This window comes from Streptococcus halitosis, assembly GCF_023147855.1.
In the GTDB taxonomy this organism is placed as follows: domain Bacteria; phylum Bacillota; class Bacilli; order Lactobacillales; family Streptococcaceae; genus Streptococcus; species Streptococcus halitosis_B.
Map to the genome: position 1 here is coordinate 866109 of NZ_JAHXOP010000001.1, position 14738 is coordinate 880846.

Genomic DNA, 14738 nt, shown 5'->3' on the forward strand with positions numbered 1-14738 from the left:
CAAGAGGTCCTCTCCGGCTGTTTGTTCCTTTTTGATTCGAGTTGCTTTGAACAGCTGAAATCAAATCCCATTAATCTTCTTTACGTTTTGACGCAAGGACCGCAGCAGATAAAGCGATACTCACACTTGCTAAGAAGAGGGCAGCTTCTGAACCATGTTCTCCTGTAGCAGGAAGTTTCTCTTCTTTATCTTCCAGAGTTTGGGTATCAGATACTGGGCTTGGAGTGAGCGGGTACTCAGGTTTTTCAACTGTTGGAGCTGCTTGATCTCCAGCGGTAGCCAATACACCTGTGTAGGCTGGTTTCTCGTTTACCAAGGCTTGAACCGCATTGACGCCGCCCTTAAACTCTGGGGCTTCATTGACAGCTGCTTCAACTGCATTAACCCCACCCTTGAACTCAGGGACTTCATGTACAGCTGCCTCTGCCGCATTAACTCCTCCCTTGAACTCAGGAACTTCATGTACAGCTGCTTCTGCTGCATTGATGCCACCTTTGTATTCTGGAACCTCATGTACAGCTGCTTCTGCTGCATTAACACCGCCCTTAAACTCTGGGACTTCATTGACAGCTGCTTCTGCTGCATTGACGCCGCCTTTGAACTCAGGTACATCAAGAACTGGTGGTTGTTCTTCCCCCTTGCTACTTGTTGGAGCGTCTGGTTTCGTAGCAGAATCTTTTAATTGGTTGAGATAGTCTGCGAAGTAGGCCACCATTCTTTCCGTCAAGAGATGGTTATCCGTCGCATATTTCATGCTCGCCTGAACGCTAGCCACTTCCTCTTGATTGTCCTTGTCTGTTAATTTCTGCGCCTTAGCCAAAGCTGCTTCATAGCCAGACATGTCAAGCGGTGTTTCTGCTACCTGTGGACGGGTAAAGATGAGTTCCGCTGCAGATTGGTATTTATCGCCACCATCTCCGTAAGTCTTGGTACCTGTAAGGACAATTTTCTTAGCCTTGATTGTCTTGCCAAAGTCAATGTCTTTTGGCTTGTTGTTATCTGGCCAATCTGTCACGGTGAAGGTATGTTCTTTACCAGACTCATCTGTGACAACCAGTTTCACATCACGCAAGTTACCATTTGAACCTGATCCACGTGGAACATAGCGAAGTCCAGTGATTTCAGTTGGTTCTTTCAAGACCATGGTTGCAGGCTTGCCTACATCTCCACCATTCCAAGATGTATGCCATAGACTAGACACATTGCCATCAAAGGCATTCTCAATACCTTCACCTGATTGAGCTGGCGCATCCAAACTTTCAAAGTCTTCTGCTACCAAGGCTGTCTTCTTTTGAACCAAAGCATTCTTCAGAGCTTCAATCTTGGCAATCTCTGCACGCGCTTCTTCCACGCTAATGTCATCATCTGCCTGACTGAGGTTAAAGACCGCCTCTTTCAAAGCATCCATAGACTCTTTCGTGTAGTTGGTCATGGCAACCGTTGGCAAGTAGTTCTTGAGAGCATTTTCTGTCAACATCTTACCTGTTAGGGTAATTTCCTCGATGTGGAGATTATCCATCATGAAGTCGTTGTAACCACGGAAGTTGGCATTTCCACCAGCATCTCCACGAGTATTGCTTGCATTTCCAGTTGAGTAGATACCTACCCAAGTATCGCCTGTTTCTGCACCTGTTACGAGGAAGGTTGCCTTCTTGGCTTTCTTAGAATCCGTCCAAGTATTTGGCAATTCATGCATTTCCAAGTTGCTTGCTTGAGTACCACGACGACCTGACTGGAATTCTCCCTTACCAACTACAAAAGCATAGGTATTGTCTGATCCAGCTTCGTATTCAAAGGTTACACGGTAGGTCTTACCAGCTTCAAAGCGGAAGTTTTGTGGGATGGTTTGGTAAACCAAGTTACGACGGCTAACCAGTCCATTGGTCTTGAGTGACCAATTTCCATCGATAACATCATCAACTTTCTTACCGTTCCAACCACGTTGTGTATATGGATCATGCTTTTCAGACAAGTGAGTGCGGTTGTCTTCAACACCTTCGACACCGCCCACTACGAATGGGAAGATACCCTGAGCAACATTTTCAAAGTCTTGCTTGAAGGTTCCTTGACCTGTATCGTGCTTGTCCCCGTACATGCTTGAATTGTTTTCAAAGGTACGAATTTCATCAAAGTAAGTTGCTTCATCACCAGCTTCACGACTCAAAGTAAGAGTAACGTTTGATACGTCTGATCCAGTTGTAAAGAAGGCATACATGTTTTGGAAGTAACTTGTATCGTCAACTGTAGCATTTTCACGACGATTGTTATGAGCATAAGCTTTGATATAGTTGAGAGCGAGTGACTTATTGGTATAAGTAGTCACTTCTTTCTTGCCAGTATTCACTGTGATACTTGCCTTAGCATTACTACGGTTATCGACACCAACATAAACCGCATACTTGGTATTTGGTTTCAAGCCAGTCAGTTTCTGAGTAAGACTGACCTTGCTCTTATTGCCTTGGATACGAAGCATTTCATTTGCGCCTTGTGATTTGACAATTTCTGCCTTGGAAGCATCACCAGAAATGGTCCAGTGTTTCAAGGTACCGCTGTTAAATCCTTGGTCATAGATATGCATGCCTTCGCTCCATGACATTTCAGGATTGGTTTGTTTTGAACGGTAGAGAACGTATGGTTGATTTGCTAGAAGGTCTAGGGTAATCTTGCCATCTTTTACAGTTAGTTCTTGCTCTTCTGTTTTACCTTGGTCAGTTAGCTTGTAAAGGTAAACCTTACTATTTGCCCAATCGCTCGGAAGTGTCCAAGTTGTTGCACCAGCCTGCGTATTGAAGTAGTACATTTTTTCCTTATCAGTAGGAAGTTTCTTACCATTTGCATCCCAGTTCCAAGGAGTCAAGTAAGCTGAACCATCTTGGATGACACGTCCGTTGAGCGTTACTGTACGTTCGCGGTATTGTGGGCTATTGACATCGTTTGATTTACGAGTCACAACAACCTTGTTACCTGCTGCATCAACTAGCTCAACCTTCATTTCTGGAATCCATTTATAGGTGCTACCGTTATCAGACATGGTCACTGGTGTGCCATTTTCCCATTTGCTTACAGTGAAGTGTTGGAAATACTTGGTCATCAAGTCATGGGCAAACAAGTTGGTTACATAGCCATTGTAATCACTTCGTCCTTGCCAGCCTTCAAAGTCTTTCATGCTGTAGCCACCTAGAAGTGGGTAGTTGGCTGCACCACCGTAACTTCTGTAGTCCCCAACCCAAGAATCTTTTTGGTGGTTACGGATAAAGCGGGTGATAGCACTGTTGATACCTTTATTAGTGTAGCCACCATAGGTCAAGTCAGCTGCCCAGTGTTGGAAGGTAGAGTCGTATTCACCACCATGGCCCCACTCGATCGCAAAACGCCAGCCTTGTTTGTTAATTTCTTTAGCAAGAACGTGGGTAGCCCAGGCACCGTTATCACCTGATTGACCATTGCCCCATACGTCCACATAGATAAAGTCGAGACCTTCACCAAGTTTTTTCTTCAAGTCTTCCCAGCGAGCCAAACGTCCATGCGCCAAGTCATAAGCAGCATCAATGTTGATACCTTGGTCTAGCCAGTTCCAACCATAGCTGTAGCTTCCATCTGGATTCTTACGAAGAATATTTTCATTAAAGTATTTAGACTCAGGATAAGTCTCAGAAGCGTTAACATGGATACCTAGATGTGCTCCATATTTCTTCGCTTTTTCGATCAAGGCCTTGAAGTCTTCGACACCACCAATACGTTTACCAATATCAGCATAGTTCAAGTGACCAGAGTCATGACCTTCACTACCATATCCTTTAAGGAGAACACCTTGCCCAAGACCATCTGTGTGGAGATTGATTTTCTTGATACCATCCAAGGTCATAAGGAATGGGTTTTGTGCTTGTGAACCAAAGTTCATCGCGATACGGTAAGCTGTGATATCCTTAACCTTTTCCCAACCTTGAGGGTTGTTCATGATGCTACGATAAGCAATGGCACCATCTTGCCAGTCGACTTTGTTGTCAGCATTGGCATCTTCGGTGATAACAACCTTGGCACTTGGAAGTTCCTTGGTATACTCTGGGAAGACAATGCCCTTATAAGCTTTTTCCCATTGCCATTCAGAACTATGAATTCCGACATAGTTAGCATTCCCGACTGTTTCCTTGTAGGCTGTCAAGCGGGTCCAGTCATAAGAACCTCCACCGTAGCTGTTTTGAGAGTTGCTCCAAACACCTGCAGCAAGCTTATCTGTAGAAACAAATCCATACATGTAACCCTTAGCCAAGTCCTTCATTGGATTGGTTACATCGATATGATCATCTCCGCTGACGTGGGTATTGTTTGACATGGTTGCCCCATCAAACTTAGCACCAGCTTGATCACTCGAAACAGAGACTAAAGCATTGCCAAGGAAACTAATCGTGGAAAGCAATTTTCTTTCGTCATCAATCTTTTGACCTGGAATAACTTGATTGTGGTTGACAATCTTGGTCACATCAAAGTGCAATTGATTGTCCACAACTTGCAAGCGTACTGTCATTTCCGCATTGATAAGATTAGCATCATCGCGAAGCTTCATCACGTACTCTGCTGTTGTCTCATTGATTTTTTTGTAGGTAACTTCAGGTGTGACTTCGTGTTTGTTGATAAATACTTTATTGAACTGTTGCACTTGTCCTGGCAAGGTATGCCCGTTCAAGCTGTATTCTTTAATACGTGGGAAAGCTTGGTCAATCACTGCCTTGAGGACCTTGGACTGGATCGTATCATAAGTCACCTTGCTATCGTCAACGGCCGGACCTGTTTCTTTCCGGGCAGGAGTATCCTCTGTTTTTACCCCCTCTTGGTTATCCGTTTTAACGCTAACAACTGTACGCTCATTGCCATAGGAACCAGCTTTTAGGACGATTTTCTTCTCATTTTTGAGAGTTTCATTAACAGCTGCTGGCAAAGTGACCGTATCAAAAAGTTTCTCATCATTATTCGTTGCATTGAGTTGTCCATCTGACTTGAGGGTAATTGATAGGCGGTTAATTGATCCTGTCTCAGGCGCTACTACACGGCCCCCCTTATACCAGGTGCTATCGGTTGGAGATTTATACTCCCAGAACCAGCCATCTTTGTCATAACCAACAAAAACATTGTTCTTGGTATCTTTAAATTTCAAGAAGACACCAAAGCGTGATTTGCCCTTTTCAGAATCATCTTTGAAGGTTAAATCAACCGTCGCATTTCCATTAGCATCAACTGTCAATCCTTGTTTTTCAAACAAGGCTGGTTTATCGCCATTGTCGTTCTGTGCAGTTGAGGACAATTGATTATAGCGGACACCTTTTTCTTCACGAACCGTAACTGTTCCTTGTTGCTCTTTATTCGCTACTGTTTGCCATTCAGGGGTTACTGTCTTAGGGGTTTCAGGTTTAGCAGCTGCAGGTTTATCCTCTTTTGGTTTTTCTTCAGCCGGTTTTTCTTTCTCTTCCAAGTCTGCTGGTTTCACACTTGAAATTCCCTGCATGTGGTCCTGGATCCATTTTAGCTGAGCTGGTGAGAAGAGAATGCCTCCGCTCCGTTTTCCAACTACACCATTTTGATGAACACCGACTAGTTTGCCTTCTGTATCAAAGATACCGCCGCCACTAGCACCCGGTTTTCCTCCTTGGTAACCAATCCCTTGAACACCTTCTCCGTATGGTTCCGCAAAATCAACTGTAGTATTGACAATCGGATTCAATTTCCCTTCTGGATAACCAAAGACATGGAGTTTATCTCCAATTTTCTTAACAACTGGCTTTTTAGTTACTTCAACAGGCGTATTTTCGAGAACTGTACGCAATCTCACAAGGGCCAAATCATTTTTGAAGCCTTTCAGATAGCCTTCACGATCCCAATGAATGATATCTTTCTTGCTAAACTTGACATCTGGTAATCCCGGATATGAGATGCTATAGATATCTCCATCCCCTTGATCATTGTCCACAACCTTACGGATATTGCCGTCTTGGCTGTCCTTGATAAAGTTATGAGAAACCGTCAAAACAAGGTCTTTAGCAACGACAATACCGCTACCTTCTCCTGATGGCGTCTTGATCTTAACAGTCGCGCCGTAGTTTAATTCCCCATTGGTCGTTTTAGCCACATCTTCTGGGACGAGCTTCCCAGTATCTTGGGCCAACTGATCCTTGTCAACTTCGCGCCCATTGTCTTCAGCTTTCTCCAACTTATCTTCTAATTCTTTTGGCAGATTGCTTGGCTTTTCAGACTTTTCTTTTTCTTGAGCCAACAACTCTTCTTCTGTTTGAGGGCCTTCAGTAGTTTCAGCTGAACCAGGATTCTGAGCGGCAGCTTCCTTGTCAAAATCGTGCCCCTCATCACTAGCCTTCTTATCCAAATCAGCTAGTTCACTCGGCAAATTATCTGTTGAACCAACCCTTGCTTGATCAGCCAATACTGGGGCAGTCGCAAAGAAAGTCGCTCCAATCATCACCGAAGCTACCCCAAGCGTAAACTTACGAATACTAAACTTACAGCGTTTTTCAAAAAATTGTTTATCCATAAACTCCTTAATCCTTTCACTTCACAGTAAGCGTTTACATTTCTTTTTTAAAAAATACTCCTTTCTCTGAAAGTACTGTGCTTAACTGTCATAAATAAAAAAATAATTATGCTTTTAATATAACAAATAATATCTAAGAAAGCAATAGGAAAAAGGAAAATTCGCAAAAATTTCTCAAGATACCCCAAATTTAAAAGCTTGCTTTAAAGATATAAAAAGGACTTAGCATCCAAGAGGAATACTAAATCCTTTCTCATATCCTGTAAAATTTATTTCACATGGTTTGCGAGGTCTTCTTGAGCCTTCTTATTAGACTCTTCTTTTTCTTTCAACCAGTTTTCTTGAGCTTTTTGGTACTCTTCTGTTGTTACCGCCTTATCTTGTACATCTAGGTATTTATACAAGAGGGCTTCGCTCATACCCTTGTTACCAGAGTATGCAAACGGAAGTGTAAATGGTACCATCTTAGACAACATTGGACGACCAGTTTGAGAAGTTGTTGGGATGAGCAAGGCACTGTCTGTCAACCAAGCTTGGGCAGCAGCATATTTTTCATAACGTTTTGAAACGTCAGTAGTTTCTTCCCCAGCTTCCACAACCATTTTTTCGTAGTCTTCCAAACCAACTTGCTTGGCAGCAGCGTTGTTTGTTCCTGAGTCAAATCCTAGGTAAGTCTTTGTATTTTCCCCTACAGATGGTTTGATAATATCAAGGTAGGTAGAAGGGTCTGCAAAGTCTGGAGACCAACCCACGTTATCTGAGATATCCCAGTCTTCTCCAGCCGCAGTTTCAGCAAAGTAAGTGATGTTCAAGACATCGTCTTTTTGAAGTTGTTGGATATCGACAACCACATTATCAGATCCTAAGTTTTCTTCAACTGACTGTTTAAAAGATTGGACACGTTGAACTTTTGTTGTATTGGTTTGGTCTACAGGCATATCCAAGTGGATTGGGAATTTCACACCTTCCGCTTGAAGAGCTGTCTTAGCTTTAGCAAACTCTGCTTTGGCCTTATCTGGGTTGTAGAGTCCATCTTGAGCATCATCCAAGTTCACGTTGCTCCACTCGTCACCATAAGTCACCAATTTTTCTTTGACCATTTCGCCAAAGTTCTTTCCATCTGCCTGTACAAATGTAGGAGGAACAAACAAGTTACGAAGCAGTTTAGTTGCCCCGCTTGCACCATTTACTTGAGAAGCATAGGCCGTTCTATCGAAACCAAAAGCAAGAGCTTGACGGAAGTCCTTGTTTAGAAGAGCTTTCTTGGTTGATGTTTTTTCTTCATCGGTTGTCTTAGAAGTGTACTTATAAGACTGGCGATCGATATTCGTACCTACTAAATAAGTAGTAGAGTCTTGTTGTGTATAAACGATATTGTCTTTAAATGCCTTTTCAGTCTCTGTGTAGCTAGCGCTTGTTGGGAAGAGACGAGCCATTGTAAAGCTGCCGTCTTTGAAAGCTTCAGTTGGTTTGTTGGTATCTTGTCCATCCCAGAATGATAATTTAACCTTATCGATATGGACATTGTCCTTATCCCAGTAGTTAGGATTTTTCGCAAATTCGACAGAAGATTTAGCAACAATTGATTTGAGTAAGAACGGACCATTGTAGAGAATACTGCTTGAATCAGTTCCCTTAGCGAAGTCATCCCCTTTGGAGTTCAAGAACTCTTCATTTACTGGGGCCAAAACTCCCATCGTTGTCTTAGAATTCCAGAAACTTTCTGGCTTGTTCAATGTGTACTGAACTGTATAATCATCAAGGGCCTTGATTCCTACTTGAGAGAAGTCTGTAATTTCTCCTTTAACGTAGGCGTCCAATCCTTTGATGGATTCTTGAACTAAATAAAGACCATCAGATTTTTTATCAGCAGCATATTTAAGTCCTGTTACAAAGTCTTGAGCTTTGACTTCTGCGTATTCCTCACCTTCAGAGGTATACCATTTTGCATCCTTACGAAGCGTATATGTGTAAGTCAAGCCGTCCTTAGATACAGACCAATCCTCAGCCATAGATGGTACAAAGTTACCATAGCGGTCATTTTCGAGCAAGCCATCGATAACGTTGCTCGTAATATTTGCTGTAGCTGCCTTACCAGTTGTCAAATAGTTTAGGTTATCAGGATCCGTTTCATAAATGTATGAGAATGTCTTCTCACCTTTAGCACTTGAACTTGATCCAGAGCACGCAGCCAGAGTACCAGCTGCCAGTAATGTCACACCCGCAAGGGCAAGTAATTTTGAACTTTTCATCATTTTCTCCTTTAAAATTTACATCCCATTATAGACCCTTTTCAGAAAGTTGTCAACAGAATTTTCAGAATTTTTGAATGATTTTAGCATTTTCTGAAAAAATTTTTTTGATAGATAGCCATAGTATTAAATTCCAATTTGTATAACTTACGATTTCCAAAATACAAACGGTCAAACCAAAGGTAAAAATCAGATTTTTTATCGTTTTTTTGCTATGATTAGATAGAAGAAAAGCTGAGGAGGAGACAATGATATTAATTACAGGTGCTAATGGTCAGCTCGGTACCGAACTGCGTTATTTACTAGATGAACGAAATGTGGACTATGTTGCAGTGGATGTGGCCGAAATGGATATCACTAATGCTGAAATGGTTGATAAGGTATTTGCTGATGTCAAGCCAACTCTAGTCTATCATTGTGCAGCCTACACTGCTGTGGATGCGGCTGAAGACGAGGGAAAAGAACTGGATTTTGCCATAAACGTAACTGGAACTGAAAATGTAGCCAAGGCCTCTGAGAAATACGGAGCCACCCTGGTCTATATCTCGACAGACTATGTCTTTGATGGGAAAAAACCCGTTGGACAAGAATGGGAAGTCGGTGACCTACCTGATCCGCAGACAGAGTACGGACGTACCAAGCGAATGGGTGAAGAACTCGTTGAAAATCTTACATCACAACATTATATCATCCGTACTGCTTGGGTCTTTGGAAATTATGGCAAAAACTTTGTCTTTACCATGAAAAATCTTGCCAAAACCCATAAAACTCTCACTGTAGTTAACGACCAACACGGTCGCCCAACCTGGACACGTACCTTGGCGGAGTTCATGACCTACTTGACTGAAAATCAAAAAGAATTTGGCTACTACCACTTATCAAATGACTCAACTGAAGACACCACTTGGTATGACTTTGCTGTTGAAATTCTTAAGAACAGTGATGTTGAAGTAGTACCAGTAGACTCCAGCAAGTTCCCTGCTAAGGCTAAACGCCCCCTCAACTCAACCATGAGTTTAGCCAAAGCGAAGGCGACAGGTTTCGTCATTCCAACCTGGCAAGATGCCCTTAAAGAGTTTTATAAACAAGAAGTAAGAAAATAAAAGATTACGACATACATAAAAAGCAAGAGACCTTGAGTTCTCTTGCTTTTTAGTATGCATTTAGCTAATTACTTGTTGCGTTTTAGCATAGTTAGCCTCGACGGCTTCTTTTTCAGATTTCCACCAGTCTTGGTTGTCTGTGTACCACTTAATGGTCTCTTTGAGACCTGCTTCAAAGTTGGTAAACTCGGGTTTCCATCCTAGTTCATCACGGAGCTTGCTAGCGTCGATGGCATAGCGGAGGTCGTGACCAGCTCGGTCCGTCACATGATCATAAGTATCAGCTGGTTGCCCCATCTCCTTGAGGATGAGTTCCAGGACTTCCTTGTTGTTCTTCTCGCCATCCGCACCAATCAAGTAGGTTTCGCCAATTTGACCCTTTGTCAGAATCGTCCAAACACCTGATGAATGGTCATTGGTGTGAATCCAGTCACGGACATTCTTACCTTCACCATAGAGTTTTGGCTTGATACCGCTCAAGATATTGGTGATTTGGCGCGGAATGAACTTCTCAATATGCTGGTAAGGACCATAGTTGTTTGAACAGTTAGAAATCGTCGCTTTCACGCCAAATGAGCGAACCCATGCTTTGACAATCAAGTCTGAAGCTGCCTTGGTTGATGAGTAAGGCGAGCTTGGATTGTACTTGGTTTCAGCTGTAAACTTCTCACCTGGACCTTCTCCATGACCTGGCAAATCTTCACGCAGAGGCAGATCCCCATAGACTTCGTCAGTCGACACATGGTGGAAACGAAGGTCATATTTACGAGCTGCTTCCAATAGAGTGTAGGTCCCAATGAAGTTAGTGTAGATAAAGGGGCTCGGGTCATTGAGAGAGTTGTCATTATGGCTTTCTGCAGCGTAATGAACGATAGCATCCGCTTCAGCCGCTAACTTGTCTACCAAGGCTGCGTCAGCAATATCTCCAACAACTAGCTCAACGCGGTCACCTAAAATTTCTTCAATGTTGGCACGATTCCCCGCATAAGTCAGCTTGTCCAGCACTGTCACATGGACGTCTGGAAAGTTCTTGTAAACATAATGAACAAAGTTAGAACCGATAAAACCAGCCCCACCTGTCACGATGATATTTTTGTATTCAGTCATTTTTATTCCTTAACTTTTTTACAAATCTTCTTTTCTCAGAGGTTTTACATCCTTAAGCAGTGGATGATGTTTATCAGCTTCTGAGACTTCTGCTGCTTCTAGGTTTTCCCACTCAATGCCCAAAGCTGGGTCTGCATAGTTGACAAAAGCATATTTAGGCTTGAGTTCAAGTGCCCAATAGTCATTGACCAGATAGCTATAAGCAACTGTATCTGAGAGGACTTGGAAACCATTAGCTACGCCACGAGGGACAAAGATTCCCTTACTTGCATCAATCTCGGTCTGATAAACATTTCCAAAAGTCTCACCTTCACGTAGGTCAACCCAAGAACCCAGAACCTTGCCACCATCTGCTACTGAGATATACTTGTCCCAAGGTTCAGCATGGAGGCCTCGGAGAACATTTTTGCGAGAAAAGCTGACGTTGTTTTGCAGTTTTCCTTCAGCAAAGAAGCTTTCAGGAAAACCAAGCGGTAGCATCTTTTCTTTCTGAAAATTTTCCTTAAACCAGCCGCGATTGTCACCATGAACCGGAATGTCAAACTCTAACAAACCTGGAATGGCATCAATCTTGTGCACTGCAAGTGTTTTGCCGAAAAAATTATCTGTCATCTAGATTTCTCCAATCAAACGAAGCAAGTATTGCCCGTATTCATTCTTTTTGAGATGTTGCGCCAACTTCAGCACATCTTCACGGCTGATATAACCCATTCGGTAGGCAATTTCTTCCAGGTTGGCAACCTGAACATTTTGCATCCTTTGAACCGTTTCGATATATTGGGAGGCCTCTAACAGACTCTCATGCGTCCCTGTATCCAACCAGGCAAAACCACGACCCATAACCTCAACAGACAAATCCCCACGTTTCAAATAAGCATTGTTAACATCTGTGATTTCCAACTCTCCACGAGCACTCGGCTTTATCTGTTTGGCAATCTCCACAACGTCATTGTCGTAGAAATAAAGACCTGTCACTGCATAGTTAGAGCGAGGATTCTCCGGTTTTTCTTCTATGGAAATAGCATTCATGTCTGTATCAAACTCGACCACACCAAAACGCTCTGGATCCTTCACTTGGTAGCCAAAAACAGTCGCACCCTTCTCTTTCTTAGCTGCCTTTTGAAGCATTTTGCTCAAACCAGGCCCATGATAGATATTATCGCCTAAAATCAAGGCAACACTATCGTCGCCGATAAATTCTTCACCGATAAGAAAAGCCTGAGCAAGTCCGTCGGGACTAGGCTGTTCCGCATAGGAAAGCTTGATCCCAAATTCGGAGCCATCCAAGAGCAGGTCCTTAAAACGGGGCAAATCCTGTGGTGTTGAGATAATCAAAATGTCCTTAATCCCAGCCAACATCAAGGTTGACAAAGGATAGTAAATCATGGGTTTGTCATAAACCGGCATCAGCTGTTTTGACGCAGCTCGAGTAAGTGGGTACAGGCGCGTTCCCGAACCACCCGCAAGAATAATACCTTTCATAATAGGCTTCCTTTCTGGCTAATTACCTATCCTATATTATATTTCATTTTGTCCCAAATTCCCTAAGGAATTTACTTCAATTTGGATAAGGCAGCTTTTAAATAGGCTCCGTCTCGAAGAGCAGCTCCAACTTTCCTAGCTTGTTCTGAAAGTTCCTTGTAGTCTTGAAGTGTCAAATCATCTAGTACTTTTTGGAGGTCGTGTAGAGAATCAACTGCTAGACCACACTGTTTATCCAGAACAAAATGTGCGAGAGCCGACTCTTTCCAGACTATTAGGGGAAAACCTGAAGCTAAGTAGAGAGAGGCCTTGTGCGAGTTGTTAAAGCGTAGGTAGTTTCCGTAAGAACCTTGGCAGGTTTCTGAGCTATCTCCGTCCCAGACCAAACCAAAACTACCTTCAAGAGCAGCTGGGAGGTCATCCGGCATAAAGGAACCAAAGTAGGTGGTGTTTTTCAATGCACGACTTTCATCATAGCCCACTCCATACAAGTTATAGGCTGGCTGGTCTGGCAAGTTATAAAGATAACCTGACTTTGCAGGGTTCAAATTTCCAGCTACGATAATAGGCTGGTCTTTTTGGAGATTTGGTTTTTCAGCAAAGTTTGGAATCAAGTAGTCAAAAATTTCCAAGCTAACCATTTTATCTGCTGGCACTCCTTGACCTACCAAAACTTTCTTCATGATATCGTTATGAACGATAATGCCATCCACTGACATCAAAGCTTTCTTTTCCTGGAAGTAATTGCGCACTTTATGACGGAATTTCACTTCTGAACCTGCTGCATGACGCAAGGTTTCAATATCATGGATCAAAAGATAGAATTTTGCTCCTCTTTTTTGCGCCTGCTTAATGAGTTGTGAGATGAAAAATGTATGGTGGATAATAGGGAACTGAATCACCAATTCATCTCCGGCTCCCAACTGATCAAACACAGACTTGGTCGCACGATATTTGTGTTGTTGAGCTTTAAAGAAATTCATCTTATACCAATTCTCAACCTTGAGCTCCAACCCCTCATAACCCTCTGAGATTAGAATAGATTCTACATCATTTCGCGCCTTACTCCCTGCATTCTTTTCGTGTGCATTATGCAGAAATGAATCCTTCAGATAATATTTCACCTTTTCTCCCCTTTATCTGTGATGTTCTTAGATGCTCCCTAGTTCTTCTTCTACCACATCCAATGCACGTTCAACAGTCACATGCATATCATAGTATTTATAATCTGCCAAGCGACCACAGAAGATAACGTGGCCATTTTTCTCAGCTTCTGCTAGATACTGCTCATAAATAGTATTGTTTTTGGCATCATTGATTGGATAGTAAGGTTCATCTCCTCTTTTCCAATCTGCTGGATATTCTCGAGTAATAACCGTCTTGTCCTGAGTCCCAAACTCAAAATGTTTGTGTTCGATGATACGCGTATAAGGAATATCACGTTCAGTATAGTTGACTACAGCATTTCCTTGATGATTTTCTTGGTCCAGAATCTCATGCTCAAAACGGAGACTACGATACTCAAGTTCACCAAACTTGTAGTCAAAGAACTGATCAATCATCCCCGTGAAAACAATCTTATTCGCTGAAGCCTCCAAGTTCTCACGATCAGCAAAGAAATCTGTATTAAGCTCTACTTCGATTCCTTCCAACAACTTTTCGATGATGACATTGTAACCACCAATTGGAATCCCTTGGTAACGGTCATTGAAATAATTGTTATCATAGGTCAATCGAACAGGTAAACGCTTGATGATAAAGGGTGGTAGTTCAGTAGCAGAACGCCCCCATTGCTTTTCGGTGTAGCCCTTGATTAGCTTTTCATAAACATCCGTACCAATCAACTTAATGGCTTGTTCCTCTAAGTTTTTTGGCTCAACATCTTGCATGTGCGTCGTCTGCTCAGCAATTTTGTCCTTGACTTCTTGGGGTGTCTTTGTCCCCCACAAAGCATAGAAAGTATTCATATTGAAAGGCAGATTGTAGAGATTCCCCTGATAGTTTGCAATTGGTGAATTGATGTAATTGTTAAACTCCGCAAACTGATTGACATAGTCCCAGACCTTTTTATTGGATGTATGGAAGATATGAGCCCCATACTTGTGGACATTGATTCCTTCAACAGATTGGCAATAGATATTCCCACCAATGTGTTCTCGTTTATCAATCACCTTCACTTTCTTGCCACGTTTGTTAGCTTCGTAGGCAAAAATTGCACCTGACAAGCCAGCACCGACAATCAAATAATCGTACATA

At 42.5% G+C, this 14738-nt stretch carries 8 protein-coding genes; 1 reads left to right on the plus strand and 7 read right to left on the minus strand.

Annotation, left to right across the window (positions count from 1 at the left end; all coding sequences use genetic code 11):
* Positions 1–70: 70 nt before the first annotated feature.
* Complete coding sequence (locus KZX55_RS04255) at positions 71–6538, minus strand: SpGH101 family endo-alpha-N-acetylgalactosaminidase (protein ID WP_248024911.1); 6468 nt, start codon at positions 6536–6538, stop codon at positions 71–73.
* Between the two features lie 269 nt (positions 6539–6807).
* Entirely contained in the window at positions 6808–8790 is a 1983-nt protein-coding gene (locus tag KZX55_RS04260) for a peptide ABC transporter substrate-binding protein (RefSeq protein ID WP_000842598.1), read from the minus strand.
* 248 nt (positions 8791–9038) lie between these two features.
* Here KZX55_RS04260 and rfbD point away from each other — a divergent pair, with 248 nt between their 5' ends.
* Positions 9039–9893, plus strand: coding sequence for a dTDP-4-dehydrorhamnose reductase (gene rfbD / locus KZX55_RS04265; protein WP_248024930.1), 855 nt, complete (start codon positions 9039–9041; stop codon positions 9891–9893).
* Positions 9894–9953: 60 nt separating this feature from the next.
* Here rfbD and rfbB read toward each other — a convergent pair whose 3' ends face one another.
* The 5 genes from rfbB to glf form a co-directional block, all read right to left on the minus strand.
* A complete protein-coding gene (gene rfbB / locus KZX55_RS04270; RefSeq protein WP_248024932.1) occupies positions 9954–11000 on the minus strand; it encodes a dTDP-glucose 4,6-dehydratase in 1047 nt (348 codons plus the stop codon).
* An 18-nt stretch (positions 11001–11018) separates the two neighbouring features.
* On the minus strand, positions 11019–11612 hold the full coding sequence (locus tag KZX55_RS04275; protein WP_000131466.1) for a dTDP-4-dehydrorhamnose 3,5-epimerase family protein: 594 nt from the start codon (positions 11610–11612) through the stop codon (positions 11019–11021).
* Entirely contained in the window at positions 11613–12482 is an 870-nt protein-coding gene (rfbA, locus tag KZX55_RS04280) for a glucose-1-phosphate thymidylyltransferase RfbA (protein WP_248024940.1), read from the minus strand. It lies immediately after the preceding gene.
* A gap of 71 nt (positions 12483–12553) precedes the next feature.
* The gene (locus KZX55_RS04285; protein ID WP_000878652.1) at positions 12554–13606 is read right to left on the minus strand and encodes a hypothetical protein; all 1053 of its coding nucleotides are present in this window, start codon (positions 13604–13606) and stop codon (positions 12554–12556) included.
* Positions 13607–13633: 27 nt separating this feature from the next.
* Positions 13634–14737: a UDP-galactopyranose mutase gene (glf, locus tag KZX55_RS04290; RefSeq protein WP_248024949.1), complete on the minus strand. Its 1104-nt coding sequence runs from the start codon at positions 14735–14737 to the stop codon at positions 13634–13636.
* Position 14738 lies beyond the last annotated feature (1 nt).